At 59.0% G+C, this 22,393-nt stretch carries 23 protein-coding genes; 12 read left to right on the forward strand and 11 right to left on the reverse strand.

Annotated elements, in window-relative coordinates:
* Positions 1 to 98: 98 nt before the first annotated feature.
* Both JQ597_RS04435 and JQ597_RS04440 read left to right on the forward strand, forming a co-directional pair.
* Complete coding sequence (locus JQ597_RS04435) at positions 99 to 833, forward strand: alpha/beta fold hydrolase (RefSeq protein ID WP_212263032.1); 735 nt, start codon at positions 99 to 101, stop codon at positions 831 to 833.
* A gap of 24 nt (positions 834 to 857) precedes the next feature.
* Positions 858 to 1,565 (forward strand): helix-turn-helix transcriptional regulator, encoded by a 708-nt coding sequence (locus JQ597_RS04440; protein ID WP_212263033.1) that lies wholly within the window; start codon positions 858 to 860, stop codon positions 1,563 to 1,565.
* On the opposite strand, the gene JQ597_RS04445 is transcribed toward JQ597_RS04440, so the two are convergent.
* From JQ597_RS04445 to JQ597_RS04455, 3 genes are read right to left on the reverse strand one after another with little or no spacing between them, the layout of a single operon-like run.
* Entirely contained in the window at positions 1,446 to 2,861 is a 1,416-nt protein-coding gene (locus JQ597_RS04445; RefSeq protein ID WP_212263034.1) for a diaminobutyrate--2-oxoglutarate transaminase, read from the reverse strand. The genes JQ597_RS04440 and JQ597_RS04445 overlap by 120 nt on opposite strands.
* On the reverse strand, positions 2,858 to 3,043 hold the full coding sequence (locus tag JQ597_RS04450) for a hypothetical protein (RefSeq protein WP_212263035.1): 186 nt from the start codon (positions 3,041 to 3,043) through the stop codon (positions 2,858 to 2,860). The genes JQ597_RS04445 and JQ597_RS04450 overlap by 4 nt, the downstream gene beginning before the upstream one ends.
* A gap of 8 nt (positions 3,044 to 3,051) precedes the next feature.
* A complete protein-coding gene (locus JQ597_RS04455; protein ID WP_212263036.1) occupies positions 3,052 to 3,678 on the reverse strand; it encodes an acyl-homoserine-lactone synthase in 627 nt (208 codons plus the stop codon).
* 213 nt (positions 3,679 to 3,891) lie between these two features.
* Between JQ597_RS04455 and JQ597_RS04460 the strand changes: the two genes are divergently transcribed.
* The 3 genes from JQ597_RS04460 to JQ597_RS04470 are packed head-to-tail and all read left to right on the forward strand — an operon-like array spanning position 3,892 to position 6,637.
* Entirely contained in the window at positions 3,892 to 4,308 is a 417-nt protein-coding gene (locus JQ597_RS04460; RefSeq protein WP_212263037.1) for a hypothetical protein, read from the forward strand.
* 10 nt (positions 4,309 to 4,318) lie between these two features.
* Positions 4,319 to 5,623, forward strand: coding sequence for a hypothetical protein (locus tag JQ597_RS04465; protein ID WP_212263038.1), 1,305 nt, complete (start codon positions 4,319 to 4,321; stop codon positions 5,621 to 5,623).
* A 30-nt stretch (positions 5,624 to 5,653) separates the two neighbouring features.
* Positions 5,654 to 6,637 carry a DUF3616 domain-containing protein gene (locus tag JQ597_RS04470; RefSeq protein WP_212263039.1) on the forward strand — a complete coding sequence of 328 codons (984 nt, stop codon included), beginning with the start codon at positions 5,654 to 5,656 and terminating at the stop codon, positions 6,635 to 6,637.
* On the opposite strand, the gene JQ597_RS04475 is transcribed toward JQ597_RS04470, so the two are convergent.
* The 4 genes from JQ597_RS04475 to JQ597_RS04490 all read right to left on the reverse strand — a co-directional run bounded on the left by JQ597_RS04475 (position 6,638) and on the right by JQ597_RS04490 (position 11,427).
* Entirely contained in the window at positions 6,638 to 6,838 is a 201-nt protein-coding gene (locus tag JQ597_RS04475) for a hypothetical protein (protein ID WP_212263040.1), read from the reverse strand.
* 145 nt (positions 6,839 to 6,983) lie between these two features.
* Entirely contained in the window at positions 6,984 to 8,918 is a 1,935-nt protein-coding gene (locus tag JQ597_RS04480) for a hypothetical protein (protein WP_212263041.1), read from the reverse strand.
* Between the two features lie 56 nt (positions 8,919 to 8,974).
* Entirely contained in the window at positions 8,975 to 10,342 is a 1,368-nt protein-coding gene (locus JQ597_RS04485) for a DUF2272 domain-containing protein (protein WP_212263042.1), read from the reverse strand.
* Between the two features lie 23 nt (positions 10,343 to 10,365).
* Positions 10,366 to 11,427: a hypothetical protein gene (locus JQ597_RS04490; RefSeq protein ID WP_212263043.1), complete on the reverse strand. Its 1,062-nt coding sequence runs from the start codon at positions 11,425 to 11,427 to the stop codon at positions 10,366 to 10,368.
* Positions 11,428 to 11,726: 299 nt separating this feature from the next.
* On the opposite strand from JQ597_RS04490, the gene JQ597_RS04495 reads away from it, so the two are divergent.
* Complete coding sequence (locus JQ597_RS04495; protein WP_212263044.1) at positions 11,727 to 13,526, forward strand: RelA/SpoT domain-containing protein; 1,800 nt, start codon at positions 11,727 to 11,729, stop codon at positions 13,524 to 13,526.
* 441 nt (positions 13,527 to 13,967) lie between these two features.
* Here JQ597_RS04495 and JQ597_RS04500 read toward each other — a convergent pair whose 3' ends face one another.
* Both JQ597_RS04500 and JQ597_RS04505 read right to left on the reverse strand, forming a co-directional pair.
* Positions 13,968 to 16,601, reverse strand: coding sequence for a P-loop NTPase fold protein (locus JQ597_RS04500; RefSeq protein ID WP_212263045.1), 2,634 nt, complete (start codon positions 16,599 to 16,601; stop codon positions 13,968 to 13,970).
* Between the two features lie 203 nt (positions 16,602 to 16,804).
* Positions 16,805 to 17,092 carry a helix-turn-helix transcriptional regulator gene (locus tag JQ597_RS04505; RefSeq protein ID WP_212263046.1) on the reverse strand — a complete coding sequence of 96 codons (288 nt, stop codon included), beginning with the start codon at positions 17,090 to 17,092 and terminating at the stop codon, positions 16,805 to 16,807.
* Positions 17,093 to 17,276: 184 nt separating this feature from the next.
* Here JQ597_RS04505 and JQ597_RS04510 point away from each other — a divergent pair, with 184 nt between their 5' ends.
* From JQ597_RS04510 to JQ597_RS04535, 6 genes are all read left to right on the forward strand, one after another.
* On the forward strand, positions 17,277 to 17,450 hold the full coding sequence (locus JQ597_RS04510) for a hypothetical protein (protein ID WP_212263047.1): 174 nt from the start codon (positions 17,277 to 17,279) through the stop codon (positions 17,448 to 17,450).
* Between the two features lie 121 nt (positions 17,451 to 17,571).
* On the forward strand, positions 17,572 to 18,030 hold the full coding sequence (locus tag JQ597_RS04515; RefSeq protein WP_212263048.1) for a hypothetical protein: 459 nt from the start codon (positions 17,572 to 17,574) through the stop codon (positions 18,028 to 18,030).
* Positions 18,027 to 18,167 (forward strand): hypothetical protein, encoded by a 141-nt coding sequence (locus tag JQ597_RS04520; protein ID WP_212263049.1) that lies wholly within the window; start codon positions 18,027 to 18,029, stop codon positions 18,165 to 18,167. Before JQ597_RS04515 ends, JQ597_RS04520 begins: the two co-directional genes overlap by 4 nt.
* Before the next feature lie 92 nt (positions 18,168 to 18,259).
* Complete coding sequence (locus JQ597_RS04525) at positions 18,260 to 20,380, forward strand: AAA family ATPase (RefSeq protein WP_212263050.1); 2,121 nt, start codon at positions 18,260 to 18,262, stop codon at positions 20,378 to 20,380.
* 349 nt (positions 20,381 to 20,729) lie between these two features.
* Positions 20,730 to 21,152: a hypothetical protein gene (locus JQ597_RS04530; RefSeq protein ID WP_212263051.1), complete on the forward strand. Its 423-nt coding sequence runs from the start codon at positions 20,730 to 20,732 to the stop codon at positions 21,150 to 21,152.
* A gap of 87 nt (positions 21,153 to 21,239) precedes the next feature.
* The gene (locus JQ597_RS04535) at positions 21,240 to 21,461 is read left to right on the forward strand and encodes a hypothetical protein (RefSeq protein ID WP_249147359.1); all 222 of its coding nucleotides are present in this window, start codon (positions 21,240 to 21,242) and stop codon (positions 21,459 to 21,461) included.
* A 17-nt stretch (positions 21,462 to 21,478) separates the two neighbouring features.
* Here the strand turns inward: JQ597_RS04535 and JQ597_RS04540 are convergent, their stop codons facing one another.
* Both JQ597_RS04540 and JQ597_RS04545 read right to left on the reverse strand, forming a co-directional pair.
* Complete coding sequence (locus JQ597_RS04540) at positions 21,479 to 21,655, reverse strand: hypothetical protein (protein WP_212263053.1); 177 nt, start codon at positions 21,653 to 21,655, stop codon at positions 21,479 to 21,481.
* A gap of 212 nt (positions 21,656 to 21,867) precedes the next feature.
* Positions 21,868 to 22,203 carry a hypothetical protein gene (locus JQ597_RS04545; RefSeq protein ID WP_212263054.1) on the reverse strand — a complete coding sequence of 112 codons (336 nt, stop codon included), beginning with the start codon at positions 22,201 to 22,203 and terminating at the stop codon, positions 21,868 to 21,870.
* Between the last annotated feature and the right edge of the window lie 190 nt (positions 22,204 to 22,393).

Below are 22,393 nucleotides of genomic sequence, written 5' to 3' on the forward strand. Positions count from 1 at the left end.
GTCCCGTTCAGTAGACACCCATGCGGTCGCGTAAGCGCGCGATCGGGAGCCTACGTTTGAGCGTCCTGGAGGGCTCTTCGGGCAGAGTCGGAGCGCTGTTGATCCACGGAAACTCTTCTTCGAAAGAGATCTTTGCACGACAGTTTCGCGCGTTGGAAAGTGCAGGCCTCGGCGTCGTTGCGCCCGATCTCCCCGGCCACGGCGAATCTGACCGATCCAACATGCCGCGAAAGACTTACAGTTTCCCAGGCTATGCGGCGCTGCTGCACGGCCTCATGACCAGACTTGGTTATCGATCGTACCACATCGTTGGTTGGTCGCTGGGAGGCCACATCGGGCTCGAGATGCTCGCTCGATATAGCGAAGTCAGGTCCCTTATGCTGACCGGCACTCCTCCCGTACGCCTCAATCCGGAAGGGGTGAGTGCAGGCTTCAGATGGACGCCGTCGACTGCCTTGGCGGGACGTTGGAGGTTTTCGTCCGACGACTGTCAGCGGTACGTCCGCGCCATGATGGGGTCAAATCGGGCTGTGCAAGAGCACCTGCGAGCCGCCGCCAGAACGGACGGCAATGCGCGGTACTGGATGGTGCGGAACGGGATGGCCGGGGTTGGCTCGGATGAAGTTGAAACCGTTTGCACCGACAAGCGTCCCATAGCGATTGTCCAAGGTGCAACGGACCCCTTCGTAAAGATCGAATACATCGACGGTCTCAGTTACCGAAACATTTGGAAGGGAAGGCCCGTGTTGCTCGACGCTGGCCACGCGCCACATTGGCAAGTGCCCGCGACGTTCAATCGGCATATGCGGGAGTTTCTGAACTACGCTGGTTAATTCCGGATGGAGCTGGGGGGCACCATGATCACGACTATAGAGGAATTCATCGATAAGACTCGGGATGCGAGCAGCGCATCCCAGCTGAAGGACCTGTTCCTCGCTACGATACGCGAGGAGGGATACGAAAACGCGGTGTTCGCGAGGGCGCAGAACAAACGACTGATCTCGATCCCTTGGAGCGAGTTTCCGCTGGGGTATCTCGACACTTACAGGGCGGAGCAATGGGACCGCATCGATCCCGTAGTGCAGCACATCCATACGGCGCGCGGACCATTCAGTTGGTCCGAAACGTGCGACCCCGGCCAGGTCAACCGAGCACAACGCAATTTCTTCGAGGAGTGTCGGGAATTGGGCGTGCATTCGGGAATCACGATCCCAATGCGCGGACCCGCTCGCGAAACCGACTTGATCAGCCTCAGCTTCCGGCAGAATGGAACGCCGGCCGTCGACAAGACCGCTCATATCTACATGGTGTGCGTGCAGTATTGGCTCAAATACTGCGAACTAATCGACCGACGCGAGCTGCCGGCGGTAGCTTTGACCGCGCAGGAGATCGAGTGTCTCAAGTGGTGCAAGGAAGGAAAGACGAACTGGGAAATCGGGGAAATTCTAGGCATCTCCCAGAAGACGGTCGAATTCCATGTCGGCAACACCATGAAGAAGCTCGGGGCCGGCAATCGCATTACTGCCGTGATCATGGGGATCAAGCACGGCATCGTGTCGCTCTAGAAGCGGTACCGCTTCGTCCGATCCGAGACTCGCATCAATGAGATGACCGAGGCGCTTCAACGTTGAGGCGAAGAGTTCGACTTCGATGTTGAGCGGTGCCATGATCTTGAGCACTTCGTCGTGAGGCCCGCAGCACTCGATCACGATACGATCCAGCGCGGCAAGGCGTGCGGTTCGAGCCGCATGCGATGGGTCAACGAATTTCAATCCCTGCATCATGCCGAGCCCCTTCGCCGTCAAGCGACCGGGATGTTGAACAGACATGGAGTGGCACCACTCGGTCAACACGCGCGCGCGTCGGTCGATGCCCTCGGCGAAGTCATTCGTCCACAGATCCAAGGCGGCAGCAGCAGTCGCGAACGCGAGTGAGTTTCCACGGAATGTTCCGTTGTGCTCGCCCGGCGACCAGACGTCGTACTTCGGCCGCATCAACAACAGAGACATCGGAAGCCCGTATCCGCCGATGGATTTCGCAAGGCATACGATATCAGGAACGATACCGGCTCGCTCGAAGCTGAAGAACGGCCCGGTGCGTCCGCAGCCCGTCTGCACTTCGTCGACGATCAACAGCGCTCCCATACGCTTCGCTGCGGCCGCAAGGCCAGTCAACCATTCAGTCGACGCTACATTGAGCCCTCCCTCTCCCTGGACGGTCTCGACCAGAAACGCCGCGACGGGTTCAATCCCTCCCGAGGGGTCCATCGCCATCCTCTCAAACCGTGCAATTTCGGCGAGATTGGCTCCGGAGTATCCATCGTAAGGCAGTCTTATGACGCCACCCAGGAGCCCTCGCGCGGACGCCCTGCACGAAGCCGAACCAGTGGCGGCCAACGATCCCATCGACACCCCGTGGAACGCATTGGTGAACGCGACGATGGAGGACCTCCCCGTCGCCTTGCGAGCCAGCTTTAAGGCTGCTTCGACGCAATTGGTGCCTGTCGGCCCTGGGAATTGCATGCGATAGCGCAACCCGCGGGGCGCGAGGATCGTCTCTTCAAACTTCGACATGAAGTGGAGCTTGACTTCCGTATGGAAGTCGAGCCCTGCGGATATCCCGTCAGACAGCAGATACTCCACCGCCGCGGAACGCAGATGCGGATGGTTGTGCCCGTAATTGAGCGCGCCGCATGCCGACAGCATATCGACGTAAGTATCGCCTTCGGCATCCGTGATGATCGCTCCCCGAGCGGTTTTGAGAAGTGCCGGCAATTGCCTGCAATAGGCCCGAACCTGCGACTCGCGCTCCGCAAAGAAGTCGAGGTGGTCGAAACGTGCCAACGGTCGCTCGGAACTCATGCGTTTGCCCTCCTGAGCCGATTTGCATCCTCCGCGTCCGCAATGGATTGCATCTTGTCACGCAGCGCGAGGATGTCGGCGACCACCGACTGGTACCCGGCATCGATTGCCACGCGCCCAAGATAGGTCAGCGCATCCGCCATATTCCGCGCAGTATCTTCATCCACCAAGTGATGGCTCATTCCCCCGCTCATGCGGCGTGCCTTTCGGCGGACATATCCGGATCGGGAGCCAGAACAACACTTCCAATTCCGAACTTTTGGCAATGCCAGGCCGGCCGAATGTTCGGCGTCGGCACGAGAAAGGCACGTTCCATCTCCCCTTCGACGAGATGTGCGGGCCCTAACCATTCGATCCCCGTTTGAATGAAGTGGGCGAGCAAATGTTCGCGCGTGACGCCGATCATACCGATACCGTCGTTTCGATGCAGGAACTCTTGAATGCCGCACAAAAGTTCCGGAAAGATCGTACGCCGGATAATTGGCTCGACCGTTTTGTCAACGCACACGCGCGTAACTTCGAAGATCCTCGACGAGGAAGGAAGATCGCCACGCTCGACGAGATTTGGCCAATAGCTGCGCAGCATGTAGGGGCCAGTAGTGCGCAGCAACCGCGCCACGCCCCTCACCACCCGCTGTCCGTCGCGCCAAACGAGATATGTTGCGGCCGGCGTATCGAACTCATCAAACTCCAGGCCTCCCCACGACGAGTGATCCAGCTTTCTTCTCTTGACGAAGACCTCGTATCTCAGCCGGGCCTGGGACGCCAAGGCATCCTGGAAATGATGCGCGGTCGCTATGGAGAACGTTTCGATCATGGGTTGTCGCTCCAATGAACGGTGCCACATCGGAGCAAATCGAGACGTCGCGGTGTACTGGGAGAATCCCTAAGGCCCGCTTCAAAATTGCGTCAAACGGCGCCAAGCCGAAGTCGCGCGCGGCATGGTCCCGCCCCCGGATGTTCCCTAGTATACTTGCCTCCGTTTTGAGCCTCTCCTTCCGTGAATCGAAACCGATTGGCGGGGGAGCGCGTGGCGAAGGAAAAGAAAGGCAAGCCGGCCAAGAAGCAGAAACCGGCAACGACCGCCGATTTCGCGGGGATGGCCGGTTCGTTCATATCGCGGGACGAGATCTATCATCGTCTTGAGTGGTATTTCGACCACAGCCATAACCCTAAAGGCCCGCACGCGATCGATCCGAATACGGCGATCGACGCCTTCTTCCAGGGAATGGACCCCTCCACGGCACGCAAGATCCTCTGGGTCAACATCAACAAGATAAGCTCGACCTACGTTCCGGCGTGGAAGAGCGCGCTTTTTCACGGTGTCCAATTTCCGTGGTCGTCGAAGCCGGACGTCGCGATCGGCTTGCGTGACATCCAGTCGTTCGGCAATTTGATCGATTCGGCCGTTTTGACGTACGAGCACTTCGGCTGGCACGTGAGCTAGGGAGTTGAACATGAGGTTCGCCGTCTCCACAGCGCTTGCGATCGCTATTCTGTCGCCGTCGGTCGGAGCGGCGGAGACGTTGTCTGCGGTCAGATACGACAAGAACAAGGACGGCATCCTTGACGAGACCGAAGCCCTTGTGTGGCGGCTCCACGTTCAAGATCCGATACTTGCGAAGTACGATGTGAATCTCAACGGCAGGCTCGACCCGGCGGAGACAGAGCGACTCAGGGCCGATAGCGCGACCAGCTTCTCGGACCGCTCCCGTTCTGTGGCCAACGACGTTCTGTTCTTCAAGAACCGGAAGATCGCGGACATCGACAAGGTCGCGTCGTCGCGTCCGCCTCCTGCGGTCCCCGCAGCAGTAAAGCCCCCAAAAGGAGGTTGCGAAAATCAGCAGCGGCTATTCGTACGGAGAGACCGCCTCGACACCTACCAATACAGGGAAGGGACCTTCATTACCGGCTTCGTGCCGAAATCCAAGGCGAAAGGCGCTTCTGCGAGCTTCACACATGACGATTTGGATCGCTCCAAGTCCGCCACCATCAACGGACGTGTCTCTTACGTGATCTCGCAGAACGATCCCATGAGCCCATGTTTCACCGGCCTTCCGGACGATCCATACGCAAGGCATGATTTCAGCGTCCCCTCCTTGTTCGGAACCACCGTAGCGGTTTGGACCGATGCTCAAGGGATCATCAATTCGCCCAGAACAAGGAACGAAAGGAGCGCTCTGAAGGCCGGCTTTGACGCGCAAGCGGCCATTGCGGGAGGTCCGTTCTTCGATCTGCAATATTTGATCGCAAGTCCCTACGCGCAAACCGACTTCCGGGGAGAAGCAAGAATCTACGGCATGACCGCAGCTTGGGAGCCGTTCGCACCGAACGTACGACTGGGTGGCACGATCGGAGCACCCGCCACGAAATATCTCGACTGGTTTTGGCAATTGCGGGCGGAAGCCGACGTAAAGAGGGTCGATGTCGTCGGCGCTACCGCCCTCACGCGCGGCGATTACGTGTGGACCGGGGCGGTCGCCCGTCTCCATCTGACTCCTTTCCCGGACAGGAGCGTATACGACCCCTTCGGAGAATCCTTGTTCCCTGACCTGGTCGGTCGATTCTATGCCGATATCACGGTGAACTATCACCGCGAGTTCAATCGCGGCATAGAAGCTTTGTTGTGGGGGGCCGAGGTCGGGTTCAACATTACGCCTGACGGCGCCGCGTCGATTTCTGTCAGCTATACCGACGGTCTCGACAAGGATACCCTGATCAAGCAGCGGCAGTACCTGGTCGCACTCAATTATAAGCTTTGAACGCTCTCACGATGCGGCAGGAGTTCCAGCATGAAGAATGCGCTCACTTACGCGATCTGCGCGGCGACGAGCCTCCTGTGCGGACCGGCAACCGCGGCGGATCCCACTATCACCACTTATCGCGAGATGTGCGATGCTTCTGCGTCCGTGGCCTTGGACGCGGATCACTTCGTCGTAGCCGATGACGAGATGAACGTGCTGCGCGTGTACCGGAGAGGACAACCCTCCTCCGTCTCACAAGTGGACCTGTCCAAGTTCTTGGACACCAAGCCGGACAAGGAATCAGACTTAGAGGGGGCTGCACGCGTCGGCAACACCATCTTCTGGATTTCCTCGCACGGGACGAATAGCGAAGGAAAGGTTCAGGATCGTCGGCGCCGGTTCTTTGCAACCGAGGTGGTGCCGGGATCCTCACCGCCTACCGTTCGTCCGGTCGGAAAATCCTATTCCAAGTTGGTCGAGAACCTTGCCAAACTTACCCATTACAAGCTGGGCGAGGCTGCGACCAAACCTCCCAAGACTTTCGGCGCTCTCAACATCGAAGGCCTCGCCGATGGAGGCGGCGGCAAGCTTTATATCGGCTTTCGCAACCCTGTACCCGGCAACAAGGCACTTATTATTCCGCTCTTGAACCCGACAGAATTAATCGATGAGAACCCGAAAGTCCGTGAGAAGGCGGAAGCCAGCTTCGGAAATCCCATCGAACTGGATTTGAAGGGTCGAGGCATACGAAGCATCGAGCGTGTAGGAAGCACTTATTTGATTGTCGCGGGGCCGATCGATGGCAAAGGAGACTTCAAGCTGTTTCGCTGGTCCGGAAAAGAGACCGGGGAAGATCTTGAGCTTGTCGATACTTCCTTGAAGGGCCTCTCTCCGGAGGCCATGTTCGCGATCTCGGAAACGGGAGAGGTTCAGATATTGAGCGACGACGGAACATTTCCGGTCGGCGGCGGCGAATGCAAGGACGCTCCCCGCACCGAACAGTCGTTCAGAAGCGTTATCTTGAAGCCCTGACTACTCAGCGGCGCCGCGACGGGTGTTCTGGCCGGTCGAACCGCCAGGCTCTTGCGGAGGGGGCGCCGCCTGCTCCCGCATGGCCGACACATAGCTCCGATAGCCGGGCATGGCCTCGCCGGCCACCACCTCGGGCGAGGCCGCAACCTGCTTCTGGTGCTCAACGAGCTGTTCAATGATTTTGCGGGCGACGAACATCATCTAATTAACCCTTTGGTCATCTAATATATTGTCATTCCTAGTGTATTTTTCAAGTTCTAAGGTTCCGTTGCGTACCCCTCGTATACCCGCGATTTGCGGCGCCTTTAGGTTATATCCCCGGAATACAACCTCACCGTGACCTGCGTCATGCTGTCCGATTTGCCGCTTGCAGTGCAAGATCGTCCTGGCCGAGTACGTCCGAATATTTGCTGGTGACGTCCTTTAGACACACCGGCGCATGGTTCGCGTAGCGCCAGGCAACAGCGCTTCTGTCCTCCCGCCCGTCTAAAGTACGGTCGACCACCGGTACCCCTGATAGGGTGAGACGGACCGCGTGACAGTTCATCGGGCAGGCGATCTCGATAGGGTCCGTCCGGTCGTCATCGCGCCAAAGCGCAATTATGCGGTCGTCCGGCTTCTTTGAGGGATGCTTGCCGATGCGATGTTGGCGCGTCATGAGCCCGCGGGAAGTCAGCGTGAGCACCGCAGACCCCGGGTCCTCCGCCAGGATGGTGGCGTACCTCGCCGGCCAACGCGCCTTCAATTGGGGGGCGTCCATAAGAAGTGCGAAGACGATGCTCGGCCCGATGGCTCTTATCAGTTCCTGACAGGGATCGACCCTTGCGAGGTCCTCGCAGATCATGGCCGAGATGACGGAGGATTGTCTAATTACCGCAAAATCAACGCGCCGGCTCAAGAGGTCGATATCTTCGGCCCAGGATATCGATGGGCTCAATCTTCCCTCTAGGCCGTAGGCCAACACTTCATCTCTATCCAGCGTCCATCTGTGATGCTTTTCGCGGGTCGACCAGAAGCCCACTCGCTCCGCAGTGTCGTCGCTTCCGCCGCTGCCGTTGGATCGCTGGAAGACCGCCACGCGAACAAAATTTCCCTCTCGATCCCCGTCGCCGGATACGCCGGCCACGAATAGCTCCAACTCAGGCAGCGCCTCCGGAAGTTCGCTTCTGAGATGATCCCAAGTGCCCTCGTCGAGGGCCAATTCGGGGAAAACTATGCCATGGATCGCGTCCGCCTCGGATTTCGCCTCGCCCGCAAGGGCCTTCACGAAATCCAACAGCTTGTCTTTAGTGACATCCTGAAGCCACGTCTGCTCGACACCGAAGAACGCCCATCGTTTTCCACCTTCCCCGGCATACCCGTGCTGAGGTTCGAATGCGGAAGCGGGTATGGTGAAGGGAAACGGAATAAGCAGCAGGTTCATGTGCCGTTCGTCCGGCGGCGCGTCGGCAAAGAGGTATGGTGTCCACGCAGCCCGAGCGATGCCCCTCGGCGGCAAGAGGGCCAAATGGTGGGACATCGATCGCAGCGTGCAACCGACCGCAGTCGTACGGGCCTTCGGTAGAACTGCAACTACGTCGGGAGAAGCAACTGAGATGGTGCTCACGGGACTGTATGACAGATAGGGCATGCGCGTCGGCCCTTTGGACTGGACAGCCTGCTCCATCGTGCGAGCCGCGGCAGCGAAGAATGTCTGCTCGACGGGAGCGAAGAACCACGGCTGTGAATTGCCCTCGGCCGATGGTTTGTACCGGACGAACCCCATATCCTTTGCGGCTTCGTCCGCGGCCATCATGAGTAGAAGGGCATCCCACCACCAGTCGGGCGGAACCGACTTCGCCGGAATAAACTCGAAAACATTCCGGGGTCCCGCGACCGACCAAACGGCATTCCAAGCCTCGTAAAGATCCTTGAGTCCTTCACCGTCGGTGGCGAGCCATTTCGCGAACACATTGGGATCTTTTGCGGAGAAGTGCGATATCGGCGTGAACGTACGCCACACCGCAGATATCCTGCGCGCGCGGCTGATGAAATCGCCGTCAACTTTGATTTGCCGAGCGGCCCGCCCGCTCCTGCCCGGCACATCTGCGATGACGTGGTGATATGCCCCGCTGTACTGCAGCACGTAACCTGCGGCCGCGAAGACGTCTGCCGGGATCATCGGCGGCGTGGCGTAATCCGCCCCTCTCGATCCGTCTATGCCCGGCCAGGCGTAGTACGGTTGCTCCTCCTCGGTGCGTTTCGGGAATATGCGCTTCAGACAGTTTGCAAGTGTTTCCATAAATTATATTCGCATTCCGATCGCGCCACGCCGTCCTAAAGGCATTTCGACGTGCCTCAAAGTCTGCACCGCATTATGGCGAACAGGTTTTCCCCTCCCTGATTGGTCGGGCGCACGAAACCGCCGTCGTTCAGCCCTATGGGCCGCTTCGTGACGGAGTTGCCCACGTTGCCGCCGACCACCTGTACCTCATTGGCGCCGACCTCGACGACGACGTCGCAATGTCCGGGATAGTCGCCGCCATTCTGATGGTTATAATCGATCCCCTCTCGTCTGGCCCAGCAGACGAGATCCCCCACTTGTGGCTTCCACTCCCGCAACTGGTAGCCATAGTAGCTCGCTTGAGGTCGAGCTTGCAGCAGGTCCTTGATCGAACGGAAAATGTAGACCGAGTGCTGGGGGCTGTAGCTGAAACGGGTCCCGGCGCCGGCAGTGCGCATGACCCATGAAATGAACGCGGCCGACCACGGCACGCTATGGTCGAGACCGGTGAGCGTATCGTTGTTGACGCCGTCCTTCCAATATTTGCCGACGTACTTGTAGTAGGGATCCTCGCCTTCCTTGTGCCCGACCCGGGTGGCGTTTCCGTCGATATCGTAGGTCTGCCCGCCGAACCTTTGCCATTCGGCCAATGCGACGGCCGCCGCGCGGGCGCCGAAGCCGCTCGGCGCCGCCGCCTCGACCGCAAGCAGATCAGCCGCGTGGGAGGACTCGGTTGCGGACAGATCAAGCTCAAGATTGGCGTTGGCGCGACTGGACATCTGATCGAGAGCCGGAGAAAGAGTTGGCCTGGTCCAAACCGCCTTGGTCTTGCTCAACCAAAAGCGCCGATCGTCAATCCCTGTCTGGCCACCATTGATCGCATACGTAACGCCGACGATATCGTCATCATCCGCAAGTTCGTTGCAGGACTTTCCGTGATAGCCGCTCGCACCCCACTCCGCTGCGGCTATCTCGAGACAGTGGTCGTGATGGAACGCGAGATCGGGATTCGTTTCGAGATCGTCGATGCCCAAGTCGTGACCGAATTTGGCATACGCGGCCCGGCCGGTCATCTGGATCAATCCACGTCCACGGTACTTGAAGCCGTCCCCCGGATTGACGTTTCCGAGGCGACCACCATAGACGTAGTTGCCCAACTTCTCTTCATTGTGCGCGTACTGCTGTGCGAATTCCAACGTCGGAAACCGACGCGGCCATACAGCCATCAGGCGCGATGGAGAATAATACAGGCTTTCTATTTGGATCTTGAGACCACCTGTTTCCTGAAGCATCTGCGCAAAGAAATGCGCCAATCTCAATCCGCTGGCGGCGATCTTGTATTTTGAGAAGATGTCGTTGGCGGTTGGCGAACTAAAAGCGGCCGCATATTCCTCCTTCATCGAAGGCGCCAGGGACTGAACCTGAGCAAAAGTTATTTTCATGACAACATCTCCTCGGGGAACCGCTACACGTCCTGATTGGCTTGAGCTCTTGAACTCGGAGTCGCGGCTTCTGCGCTCGGGCTCGGCACCGGCGCTTCGCCGGCAGTGTCGGCTGTCGCTCCGCCGGCAGTGTTAGGCGCCGCTTCGCTGGCCGTGTTGGGCTGCACTTCGTCGGTCCGGGTGCCGTCGTCGACCGGGGGCTCGGGCGGTGCAGATGGCAGCTCGGGAGCAGGCGGAGGCGTCGGAAGCGGCGACGGCGTCGTGAACGCCCCCACGATGCGATCCATCGCTGCGAACACGAGATCCGCGCTGTAGCCGGCCACGAAGGCAAGGGCGAACGGGGAAAGTGATGCGGTAACGGATCCGGTCGAGGGCTGGAGCAGCCACCCGGCTGCCAAGCCGGACAACGCGCCGATCGGGACCCTCAACGAATATTTTCTCTTCAGCGCAGACGTTTCCTCGCCGGCCACGGTCTCGTCTGAGAGGCGCCTGAGTACGAATGCTATGGCGCCCAGCATTCCGTAGAGCACCGGCAGCAGGAAGCCACCGACGAACGATGTGGCGAGCTCAAGCTGGACTTGAGCCACGACTTCGGGCCTGTCCTTTTCTCCTTTGTATTCGCTTGTGCCCAGTCCGATGACGCCAAGGAAGCTCGCTACCTTGCGCGGGAATCCCATTAGATAGTCGGCGACGTGAAGGTACGTGGCTTGCTTTCCGGCCAGCTCCGAATTCTTGGCTTGGGCCGCGGCCTGTGCCGCGGTCTGTACCGTGCCGCCGGCGACGGCCGCAGCAGCGGCCCCGGCCGGCATCACGTCCGCGGCCTCGATGCTCTTGTTTACTTCCAGCAACCCCTTCTGCACTGCTACGAATGACGAGAAGTACAGCTGTAGCAACAGCAGTGCCGTGAGGATCCCGTAGAAGAAGCGCCGATAATAACCCCTGGCCTCTTCCGGCGACTTGATCTTGGAGTTAAGCGCGCCGTAGGCCGCCCAGAAAAGCGACTGCGTCTCCGGGCTTGCTTGCGTCAGACCGTTGGTGGTCTGCACCGCGATGATCGGTGCGGATATCTGTGTGGGAATCTCCACGCCGCGCTCCGATAGCTTCCTCATCGAGGCGCGAGCCGTCCCGACAGGATCCGGAGTAGCGGCTGTTTTGTTGGCGGACCAGAAACTCATAACTACTGTCCGTGAATTGATTTTTCCCGGCCGACAGTGCCTCAGGACGCCCCCGGGCACTCCTAGGGGGTTCACTAGGTAAATCGGGTCTCACTGGACAAGCGCAGGTCGGATCGGGCTTTCGACCAAGCGGAGGCCTAGGGTATCTACGAGTTGCATGGCGACGGAAATCTCGCCTGTGGTTCTCGAAAGCTGCGGAGATGTGGTCGATGAAGTTCAGGATTTGGGTCAACGGGAAGCGGGCCGAGAGAAGACTGAGCCGAAAAGTGACCGGCCGATTGCAAAAGCTTCCCTACGGACACTCTCTCTACTTCGATCTGTCGGGCCCACACGAAACCTATAGGACAGGCGAGTTGTTGGCGGCCCATGCTGTCGAAGAGCGCATTGTAAGTGCGTTCGGATTGATGTCGGATGCCGCGGCCAGAAAAACGAAAAAGCGCTCCCCCATAACGATCAAAAGGGAAGGCAAGCAGCTAATCATCGTGGACGGATCATCCACGTTCCTCAACGCACTTTTTTCCAAATGGCCCGACGTCCCATGCGTGGTGGAGGTAGCCTCCCAAGTAAGTACGCTGCCCGCGACCACGAAAGACGTGGCACCGACACTCGAGGCCGCCCGCGCCGCCGTCGAGCGACATATGACTTACAACAGGGATAACTATCTAGAACTTCTAGAAGCTGTAACCGAGGCGATAGAGAAGATCGACGAGGACCCGAGATTGACCACCATTGCCGATCATTACTCCCGCTCCCGCAAACAGGGCGTGCAAAAGGAATTTAAGGAACCCGGCAAGATTGTGCTGAAGTATTACGAAGCGGTCCAAAAGAACCCAAAGTTCAAGGTCGAGGACATCATCGATATCGTAGGAGCAACAGTGATCGTCTACTATCCTGACCAGATTGAGATGTTTCTGGACAGGTTTCAGTTAGAGGCAAAGATTAGGGGCCTCAGTCTGGAGCCCTATCGCGATGCCGACACGGGTCGGGAAACTCTTACCAAGGTGCATCGCGAAAAGGGCTACCACGCCACGCATGTCAAGATTCGGTCGGAAGCGGTCGACAAGGCGGGGTTGCGAATTGAGCTGCAGATAAAGACCATGCTGCACGACGCATGGGGTGCGAAGATGCACGACCTCACATACAAACCTACAGGCGAATTGGATCCACGCCTAAAGACACTGATGGAAAGCTTCGGCGACAGCCTGCAAGCCATCGAGGTCCAAAGTCAGACTTTGCGCGATGCGATCCAAGTTCGCGTTGACCTCATGCGAACACTGACGCGGACCGCTCGGCAGCAGCTGATGGCCAGGTTGAACGAACAGGATGTGGTCGAAGCGGCGAGGAAAACCTATCGCGCGGTATTGGACAGGATCAAGTCGGGGTCGGAGCGTCTCGCTGTGTGTCCCGCTCTCGACGAAGAACTGAGGGAAATACTGAAATCGATCCGCGAACTCGAAGAAAGTGGCGTCACGTCAATGGAGCGTTTGAAGCTCTATACCTTCCTCGCTTCATTCCGAGAGGACAGAATTCTGGACAGAACGATCGATGACGCGTTAAACAAATGGTCCTCGGAGAACAAGGATGAGATCCACGGAATTTTTGTGAGGGCTGCCGCGCTTCACCAGACCAACAGGGTCGCGGATGCAATCGGGCTGATCAAAAGCTTTTTCGGAGGCCATCCGATAAACGCCCCGACGGCCGTTCTCGCGTGCAATCTAGCCAACTACATCATCGAGACGAATCTGGAGCGGCCCGGCATTGACCCGTCGGCGCGCGACCAGGTCCGAGATCTGCTTTCCAGAATCGAACCATTTACGGAAGAGATGGAGGCGAGCGCCCACCTGGATACGAAAGGCGCTTTCCTCATTGTTTTTGGAGAAGATGGGGAGATCGATGAAGGTCTACGTCTGATCGACGAGGCCACGAAGATGGCTGAACCTAACGATCAAGGGATGGGTTATTTCGAACTGTACAAGTCGTACGGCTGGAAGCGAAAGCTTAGGCTTTAGGCTTCCCAAGGGAAAATCGGACGGCGCATTTGCGGATCTTTCGTTGGATTGGATCGACGGCGTTTAACTCTAAGCGGGTACAACTGCAAGCTTCGAATCGGCGACCTACCTCAATGTGGAGGTGGAAACTGTAAGTGTCAACGCGTTGCCAATGACTTAACTGCCGCGTCCACGGATGGTTTCAGCCCAAAATGCCGCAGCGGGGCCATCGAGCCCACGAGTTTCCGAGGTTCGGATCGCCACGATTTTTAGTATCATGATACCTCCATCTTATTCGTTGCGACGCCGCCGGTTCGAGCGTCCCTAGACGTCATTTGACGCCGCCGAGGACAGCGAGCTGCTCGCTCGAGAATTGGAGGTCGGATCTTCGAACCGATACGACCCAACGCTCCGTCGGATTGGGACCTCCATCGCCGAACGGGACATGCGCCGTCATCATCGCTAGAGCACTTGCCGCACGATCAGGGCATAGTCGCTCCTGCTCTCTTCTTCGCTAGAGGCGACCGCCTCCGTTTGAAATGCCTTCAACAACTCGTCCATCCGCGCTCCTTCATCCTGAAGGTTCGGGTAGCGAAGCTGCATAAGCAATCGGGCAAGCTGCAGCTTGAATAGAAAGGCCTTTATCGAACGAGGACTCGGTCGTCGCTTCATTGCGCGGAAATAATAGGGCATGAAGCCGCGAAGCTTCTCGACCTCTTCGTCTGAGAACCTCACGTCACCCGTTTCGAAGGGCGCTTCAGAAGGCTTCGGCGCAGGCTCGATTGGATTTCGCGCCAGAGCGTCGAGATCCCTTTGGGACACTTCCTTCTTCTGTCGCGCGTTCTCCAACGCTTTGATCGCGTCCGGCCGCTGCGCCAGCCTTTGCTCCTCGGTCATGGATGCGATTTCGCGATTGGTCGTATCGATGCGTTCATTCTTCGATCTCGCCTGTCGCTGCTCCTCGAGACCCATCGGACGGTAATCGCCCATACGCATCCTGTCTGCCGTACGGGGCTGACGTATGGACGGACCATCTTCATCAATTCGGCGTATCAGCTTGCCGGCCGCCACGTCATCATGGAGCCTTTGCGCGGAGGCCTCCTGTTCGGTTGCCTCGCGCAGGTTGCGCTCCCCCTCCTTAATCAGCTTGTCAGTCTCGGCTCGACGTAGTTCTTCGCTTTCCTTGCGGAGTTGCTCGTTCTCGTAGCTGGCCAGCTTGGTGACCAGTTCCTCGACGTTCTTGTCCGACAGATGGGAGAACCGCAAATGGCACGCGAAGAGCTTCTCGATCTGCTCCGACACGATGTCATTCTTCACGTCCGCCAGCGGAGCGCCGCTCGATCCTTTGGCTCGATCCGCGATCATCGTCTCATAGCGGGATGCGATGGCATGATTGAGCACGTCCTCGTCGACGAGCATCAAGACCTGCAGTCTGCTGTTTATCTCGTCGTCGTCCAGAAGGAGGCGGACGTTTTCGATGACGCTCAACATCTCGGTCGGGGTGCAGCGGTCTAGATCGTCAACGACCAGAAGAATCTTATCCGGCCTGCGTTCCCGAGCAAATTTCGGAAGGATCACCAGAAACAGGGCGAATGCCGTCCAGATCATGAGGACCAGCCAATGCGTCGCGTCGACGGACGAGTGTCCTGAAGGGGCCTCCCACGAAAGCCCCAGGTACCGCGCGATCGTCGACAGGTCGAACGGGGAACCACGCCAGAGGGCAACCGCCCACGTTGTCGCGACGAGCGCGACGCAAGCGATGGGAACGGTCAGCTTGCGCCAAGTCAGCGAGGGACCTCGCTCCTTCGTCCATCCCTTCATGAGGGAGCGGACGTCGTCCCCTATCAAGGCGAGCATCCCGAGGTTCTCGTCACGACCTACCAGCCGAAGGTTGCGATGAAACAATTGCCTGACCTTGCTGCTGGCGCCCATCCAGATCGCCGCGAGATATATGATCGCGGAGATACCGACCGCAGAAGACAACAGCGAGAGCAATTGCAATTTCGCCTGGATGGGAACGAGAGCAAACGCGACAGCGACAAGCGAGGCCAACAGCGCTATGAATCCATTCCGATCGGTGGCTACGCGCAGGGCGATCGCCCAGCGTTCCAGCGGACCGGCAGTAGCTGCGACTGCGGTCGCCAGACTCTTGTACAGGTATACCCAGGCTTCCGGTGGGCTCCTGTACTTCCAGGCGTTATGAACGACGACCCTGTAGCGCAAATCGGCATAAGCTTCGCCTTTCGGTACCACCACGTTCTTCCGATACTCGGCCGGATCCTCCAAAAGCGGCTTCAGAGGTCTCAACAACGTCGTCTTGCCACTGCCCCACTTGCCGAACAATGCGAAGCTGAATTCCCCTTCCGATACCCGCAGGATTGTGGCAAGGGCCTTCGCGTAGTCTTCGACGTTGAGGGCTAACTCTTCGAGCTTGGCTTCGCGCGTCATCCTGACGTGGCGCCGCGCCGGGAGCGAACCCGCGACCGGCTCCGGCGGCCGCGGAGCATCCACTACCGGATCCGACGGCGGCTGTTCGAGCTCCACGGAGGCCTCGTCGCCGCCGTCCGAGAAATGGACAGTCATGCCCTTCTTGGCTTCCTGAAGTTCTCTCACTCGTTTGAAGATGCCGGTGTCCTTATCTTCCAAGAGCGAGCGAAGTAGCGCATTTGCCGAAAGAGGTTCGCCAGAAGGGGAACCTCTGAGAACCTGCCGAAACCCCGGACCGAGCGTAACGTTGAAGCCGGCTTCCTGGTCGTATTCGTCCGGCGTTTCGGCCGGTAATGGGGGGCGCTCGGAAAAGAAGCCGTCCAACATTTCCTCGAGGTCGACTTCGGTCAATCCCGCAGACGCCATCGCCGCTCTCAGATCGTCCAACTCCTTCGATTTCTCGTTCGTCGCACGCAGGTAGAGGAATGTGGTGAGCACGAAGGACGTGGACGACAATTCGTCGACGTGCGCCCTCTTGTACTTGAGGCATCTCACGGTCTCGACGATCAGGCGCGCTGCCAAATCGGTGAATTGGATTCCCGAAATTTGCGCCTTGCCGAGAATTTCGCGCGTCACAACGACGAAGTTCGGTCCGCCCAGATCGACCATGATCCACTCCGGTTTTCAACCCAAACGCTACCTGAAGGCGATCGCGAATGCCAAGGAGTCCGTCGCCAAGCAAGGCACCGGGATTGATGGCATATTACTTTGCCGGTCTGCGGGGGGTCCGTAAGCCGGGGAATCCCCTAGGGAGTTGGGGCGCTTTCTCCTCACCGCGACCGATGGCCAGCGCCGCGCGGGCGCGCAAGCCGTCAGCGCGACTTGTTGGGAGATTTTTTCCGAGCGCGGTTTAGCCTGACGCCCTCACCTGACTTGCCGCTTGCGAAGGTGAACTCGACATCCATATCTTTCTCCAGGTGCCGGCGTAGTTTGATCAGGACTTCCTTTCGGCGAGGATCGAGCTTTTCCCGCTCGTCGACTTCGATCAATGAGATTGTCTTCCTTGAAATGCCGGAGCTTTCCGCAAGCGCCGCTTGATCGAAGCCAAGGAGAGCTCTTGCCGCGCGTATCAATGTTGGCGTGAGCAAGTCTTCATCCACGTCGAAAGCCTCGGTTAGCACTGACTGGAGCTGTGTCGTGGCGTACGACGCCGGCTTGCCGAACAGTTAGATTTCTACCAATCGTCTTACCTTTACGTTAACCATGTCAAATTTTCAGTAGCTGTACGCTACCGATGTCGTTTCTGCTGTGCTATGTGATAAATCACATTAAATCGGAGCGAACGTGAACTACAAGCAATACACCTCGAACGCGACCTGGCCGTTGGCTTCTTCTGAGGCGGGCGCTGTCGAGATGCGCCGTAACCGGGGGGCATTCCAAATTCTTTCAAAACCGAGGGTCGATGGCCAACGGTCCGAGTTTGCTCGCTTCCTGGGCTGGGTCCACCAGATCGAATAGTCCGCTGAGCGAGATCACGGCGAGCACAGCCCTTGGCCCGCCCCTGAGACCGGTCATCAGAATTTAAAAACTTAATTATTGGCGCGCTGGACGTCTCGTGCGCGAACGACGGAATTCGTCCATGGACAACATCACAAAAAACGAGTCCGGCCACGGGCCCGGAGAACCCTGGCCGGCCGCCCTGTCCTATTGGCGGGACTTACGTGCTGAGGAGTTCGACGAGGAAAGGATGAAGGAGGTGGCGACTTTCGTAGCCACCATTTCCTCAACGATCCCGGAATGGCGTCGCGCAGCGAAAGGCGACGCCGCGGCCGCTATCGGACTCGTCCTTCCATGTAAACCGCCGGAACGCATCGGCATCAAGGTCGACATGCCGATGACGACGCTCCTCAATTGCGCGTTCGATAACGCTGCTGCAGCGTTCGTACTCTCGCACAAGCTGCGCACGATGCCGTTGGATCATTTGCACCGTACCCGTCTAGCGACGTCGTGGCTCGTGCACAATCTCTGGCTCGGCCGTCGGAGCTTTGCTCGGCGCGCCTTTCCTCCGAACCCGTTCGACGAAGGAGAGGCGCCGTGATCGTTCAACCCATGTCCGATCTTCATTCGGACTGCCCCGGCTTCGGCGGCTACCCCATCGGTCGGACCCGCCCGATCTCGAATCCGTCCGGATACCCCGGCTTCGACCCCAACATGACCGTCGAGCTGGGTAAATGAACCACTCTCTCGCCTCTAACGAAGTCGCTTCTGCCGAGGGCGGATGCCACATACCAACTCGGTCCTTGGGAGGGATCGCGTCGCGCGCCGGCATGGGCCCGCTCGAGCTGGCCACCTATCGGCGCCATTGGCGACAGTCGATTCAATTCCATCACCAGATCGAAGAAGCTGCTGCGTTTGGCCGGCGTGCCGGCCGCGGGTTCGGCGCACTCCGAAACCGTTCGGACGGGGCGCTGGACTTCGATTCCGAGGAGGAGGCTGATCAAAGCTCTGCAAACCGCTCGACCGATCGTCCGCCAGACGCGGGCCGTGTAGCCGTGGAACTCCAGCTTTCACGATACTTCGACGAACGGAGCGACCTGCTCACGGCGGTGTTGAAGGGTGCTCCGACGATCTTGGTCGATGTCGCCGATCCGCGGGCATTGAGTCGTGTCTCGCAAGCCTGGCAGGATCTTTTTTTCCAGGGTCGACGTAAGGTCGATATTGTACAACAAGGATTTCGGCGTCGCCAAGAACTCGACGTACTATTCATGACGGTGGGCGAGCCCCCCAAGAGCGCGACCGTCGACGAACGAGAAAAGGCCGCGTTGCATGGCTTGTCTCTAGGCCTTCCCTTTTTTGGCATTTCGCCGCTTGCAAGGTCTCATCTTCCGAGCTGTCTCATCAAAGCCGCATCAACGAAGTTCGACTTCCCGCGCATCGACGCCATGACGATCGAGCGGACGATCCGCATCGTTACGGCACGCCGCTGTGAGAGCGCATTGGATTGCTCGATCGGCTCCGGTGCCACGGTCGAGGACCTGATCATCGCTATCCGTTTCGACCGTACTCCCGAACAATGCATCGGGGAGCTTGGTCGCCTTGCTGATCTGAAGCATGCGAAAGCGGGCGCACGCGGACTTGTTCTCTCTCAGCTTCACGGATTGGGGGAGGCCCGCGCATGGGCAAAAGACAGTATTGCCGACATACAAGCCTGGAAGCAGGGTCGCATTCCCTGGAGCGCTGTTTCGTCAGCAATCGCGCTCGAAGGACCTCCAGGCTGCGGCAAGACAACGTTCGCCTCGGTCTATTGCGCGGAGGCAGGATTGTACATGGTGGGCGACGCCAACATGGCTGCGTGGCAGTCCAGCGGCGAAGGTCATCTCGGTCATTTGCTTCGAGCAATGAAAAAAAGCTTCGAGGAAGCCCGCGCAAACGCACCAGCTTGCATCATCATTGATGAGTGCGACAGCGTGGGTGCCAGAAATTTGATGTCGCATTCTCACCGGGACTATTCTGTCCAGGTGGTCAATGCCCTGTTGGCCGAGATAGATGGCATCAAGGGCCGTGAGGGCGTCGTAATAATCGGATGTAGTAACGATCTTTCTCGTTGCGACCCCGCACTGTTAAGGGCCGGTCGCCTCGAGAAGATCATCAGAATCGGCCTTCCGGACGTTGCCGAGCTCGAGCGTATGTTTCGAGTTCGACTGCAGAACGATCTGCGGGGCGACGACCTGATGCCTTTGGCTGAACTTGCGATCGGCATGGTCGGCGCCGACGTCGAACGTATCGTGAAGGACGCGCGGCGCGCTACGCGCAACGAAGGCGACCGGGCAATAACACTCGATGACCTTAAGAAGGCGCTCCTCGGCGAAGACGATCGCTCCGAGCAGGAAATCTGGGTTGCTTGCGCCCACGAGGCGGCCCATATCGTCGTCGACGTCCTGCACTTCGGGCCTGAGGGCGTGTTCGCTTCCGTCGCCGCGACGGCAACGCGCGGGGGCATGGTCGCGCGGCCACGGCCCGGGCGCCTGCTGCATACCGCCGACGACTACGGTCGGCGGCTTCAGGCGATCTTGGCCGGACGTGTCGGAGAGACTTTGATTTTCGGCAAGCCGTCGCATGGAGCGGGTGGAAAAGGCGGCGATATCGACCAGGCAACCCAGCTCGCCTGCGCCATGATTGGCTCGCTCGGCCTGGCGGGGCCTACCCCGCTAATCTTTCGCGCACCGGCGGGCGAAACCGAAAGGTTGCTCGGCTTTCCCGACGTCCGAAGAGCGGTTAATGCGGAGCTTCAGAGACAAGCCGAGGCGTGTCGCCTACTTCTTGAAGACCATCGCGACGCCATGCTGTCGGTCGCGCAGCGGCTGCGTGAATGCGGTCGCATCGACGGAGCGGAGGTCGCCGACCGGATCTCGGCATGCTCCGTTGCCGCACGCGGCATGCCGGCCTAAACCTGTCAGATCGTGGGCGATCAGGCGCGTGGACGCTTCGCCTTCTTGAGCGGCGGCTCGGCCGGAGGAACGCGGCTGGGAAAATACCAGCCACCTTGCCTGCTGATCGGCGCGCCCTTCCCTGTCCAGCGGCGGAGATACGCGTCCCAGAACCACCACTCCGGATCTTCCTCACGAACGAAAAAACGTCCATTGGAACAGAGGTCGACGATAGGGTGCCCCATCGCGGGGCGGAACATGATTCTCGTAATTGCGTACGAAAATCTCATACGTCATGTTGACGACTGCACACTCGTGTATTAGATTCTAATACAATTGGGTACGGTGATTGTGTCGGCAGGAGTACGTCATGAATACGAGCTTGCTATTTGACGCGATCAAGATGGCTGAGGAAGCTGGTCTCGAAGCCCAGATCGGCATCTGCAAGGACATGCTTGTGCTGAACGCAATCGAATTTAGCAAAACCGTGCCCGGGCGAGTCACCCACCGCGCGAGCATCGTCCTGTTTCCGGACGGCACCGGCGCCGAGGAGGACTTGAAAGAATTTGCGGCTGGTTGCGCGGCTTTCGAGCGTCGCAACCGCGTCGGGACCAGGTGGTTCAAGTTCACATCGGCGCACGCGCTGACGCGTTGGGGATACGGCACCGAGGAACAGGCCCGAAAATACGCCGATTTCTGTGGCCGCGGGACTAAATTCGTGGAGGTCGATGGCGAGCCCGAAGATGAAGGCGCGACGATCACGAACATCGGCGTTGCGCTCGCGATGGCTTGAAGCGTGACGGCTCGCGCAGGTAACCGCGCCGCCCGGATCGTTACCGCCGGTAAGACGCTCTTCGGCCCAACTCGGTGGCAATCGGCGATGGCAAGGCTGACGGGCCTGTCGCCGGCGCTGATTCAGAAGATCGCCGCGGGCGACGACGGCGACCGCCGCGAGGTCACCGACGACGTATATCGCAAGGTCGCGATGGCGCTGTTGAAGGAAGGCGATCTGCGCCGGCTCGGAGCCGCGAAGGTGGACGAACTCGCCCGCAAGATGCTTGCAGAACTGGAGGGAATGAGGTTGTCCGGGCCGCATACGTGACGAATAGTCACCGACGCTCACGGTTTGATGCTGGCGAGCGCGGCCTCGTCTTCATCAGCGATGCCGGGCAGCCTGAACTCCGCGGGTGAGCCTCCAATCCAGTTCAATCGACAGCCGAACTCTTCGAGCACCCCGCCGATACGGCAGATCCTGACGTTCGCGTTCGGCGGTGCTGCTTCGGCGAGAGAAGGCACGTCGTTCCGCAGGAATTCCCAATATTCCAGTTTGGCTCTGTTCCATGCTCGCTCCCAAAGTTCAGACGCGAGATATCGGACGCACAGAGCGGGGCCCCTCTCAAGGCGAGCAATCGCTTTTCTAGGGGAAACTCTTCTATTTCGAAAGCCAACCCGCGAAAGGCTGCACGCGAGCTTGCCGCCCGCGTGCAGTATTTTTCGTACACCGGCGACTAGCGGACGCTGGCCGGGAAAGCGCGTCCCGGCGTCGGCCGGAACGGGAGGATGCCCGGCAACGCCGGGATAGAGCCGCCCGGAGCGTGCCGGGGCGGAGGGGCCCACAACTCTGCCTCGACCTCGATGAAGACCGAGGTCAGGCGGTGACCGTCAAGCAGCTCGGCGATGATGCCCACCGAAATCGAGGGCGGGCCTCCCTCGGGCCGCGCCGGCAGCGAGAGGCTGCTGACGAAGGCTCCGGTTTTCGCGTCGCTGCAGGTCACGCGGTAACGTGTGGCCGTTTCGTGATCGCCGAGATGGACGATCTTGCACTTCAGGAACGTGGTGGACATGTCGCTGTCCTCCCTAATCCGGCGGTGACCTTGGCTTCTGGCGCCCGACATCCAGTCGGATCGTTTACTATGCCAAGGTCTTTGCCGCCGATCTTACCTTGTTAGCGAGAAGCGAGACTCGGACGACGTTGATCAGACGTGGCTGTCCAAATCCCATTCGGAGGCCGGCAACTCCCCTAATCTGCCGGTA

The organism is Bradyrhizobium sp. AUGA SZCCT0177, from assembly GCF_018130125.1.
In the GTDB taxonomy this organism is placed as follows: domain Bacteria; phylum Pseudomonadota; class Alphaproteobacteria; order Rhizobiales; family Xanthobacteraceae; genus Bradyrhizobium.

Excerpts from the sequence above, each read along its gene's own strand:
- JQ597_RS04440 (WP_212263033.1), top strand. The coding sequence starts at position 858 with ATGATCACGACTATAGAGGAATTCATCGATAAGACTCGGGATGCGAGC.
- JQ597_RS04445 (WP_212263034.1), bottom strand. The coding sequence starts at position 2,861 with ATGAGTTCCGAGCGACCGTTGGCACGTTTCGACCACCTCGACTTCTTT.
- JQ597_RS04450 (WP_212263035.1), bottom strand. The coding sequence starts at position 3,043 with ATGAGCCATCACTTGGTGGATGAAGATACTGCGCGGAATATGGCGGAT.
- JQ597_RS04455 (WP_212263036.1), bottom strand. The coding sequence starts at position 3,678 with ATGATCGAAACGTTCTCCATAGCGACCGCGCATCATTTCCAGGATGCC.
- JQ597_RS04465 (WP_212263038.1), top strand. The coding sequence starts at position 4,319 with ATGAGGTTCGCCGTCTCCACAGCGCTTGCGATCGCTATTCTGTCGCCG.
- JQ597_RS04470 (WP_212263039.1), top strand. The coding sequence starts at position 5,654 with ATGAAGAATGCGCTCACTTACGCGATCTGCGCGGCGACGAGCCTCCTG.
- JQ597_RS04475 (WP_212263040.1), bottom strand. The coding sequence starts at position 6,838 with ATGATGTTCGTCGCCCGCAAAATCATTGAACAGCTCGTTGAGCACCAG.
- JQ597_RS04480 (WP_212263041.1), bottom strand. The coding sequence starts at position 8,918 with ATGGAAACACTTGCAAACTGTCTGAAGCGCATATTCCCGAAACGCACC.
- JQ597_RS04485 (WP_212263042.1), bottom strand. The coding sequence starts at position 10,342 with ATGAAAATAACTTTTGCTCAGGTTCAGTCCCTGGCGCCTTCGATGAAG.
- JQ597_RS04495 (WP_212263044.1), top strand. The coding sequence starts at position 11,727 with ATGAAGTTCAGGATTTGGGTCAACGGGAAGCGGGCCGAGAGAAGACTG.
- JQ597_RS04500 (WP_212263045.1), bottom strand. The coding sequence starts at position 16,601 with ATGGTCGATCTGGGCGGACCGAACTTCGTCGTTGTGACGCGCGAAATT.
- JQ597_RS04515 (WP_212263048.1), top strand. The coding sequence starts at position 17,572 with ATGGACAACATCACAAAAAACGAGTCCGGCCACGGGCCCGGAGAACCC.
- JQ597_RS04525 (WP_212263050.1), top strand. The coding sequence starts at position 18,260 with ATGGGCCCGCTCGAGCTGGCCACCTATCGGCGCCATTGGCGACAGTCG.
- JQ597_RS04530 (WP_212263051.1), top strand. The coding sequence starts at position 20,730 with ATGAATACGAGCTTGCTATTTGACGCGATCAAGATGGCTGAGGAAGCT.
- JQ597_RS04535 (WP_249147359.1), top strand. The coding sequence starts at position 21,240 with ATGGCAAGGCTGACGGGCCTGTCGCCGGCGCTGATTCAGAAGATCGCC.
- JQ597_RS04545 (WP_212263054.1), bottom strand. The coding sequence starts at position 22,203 with ATGTCCACCACGTTCCTGAAGTGCAAGATCGTCCATCTCGGCGATCAC.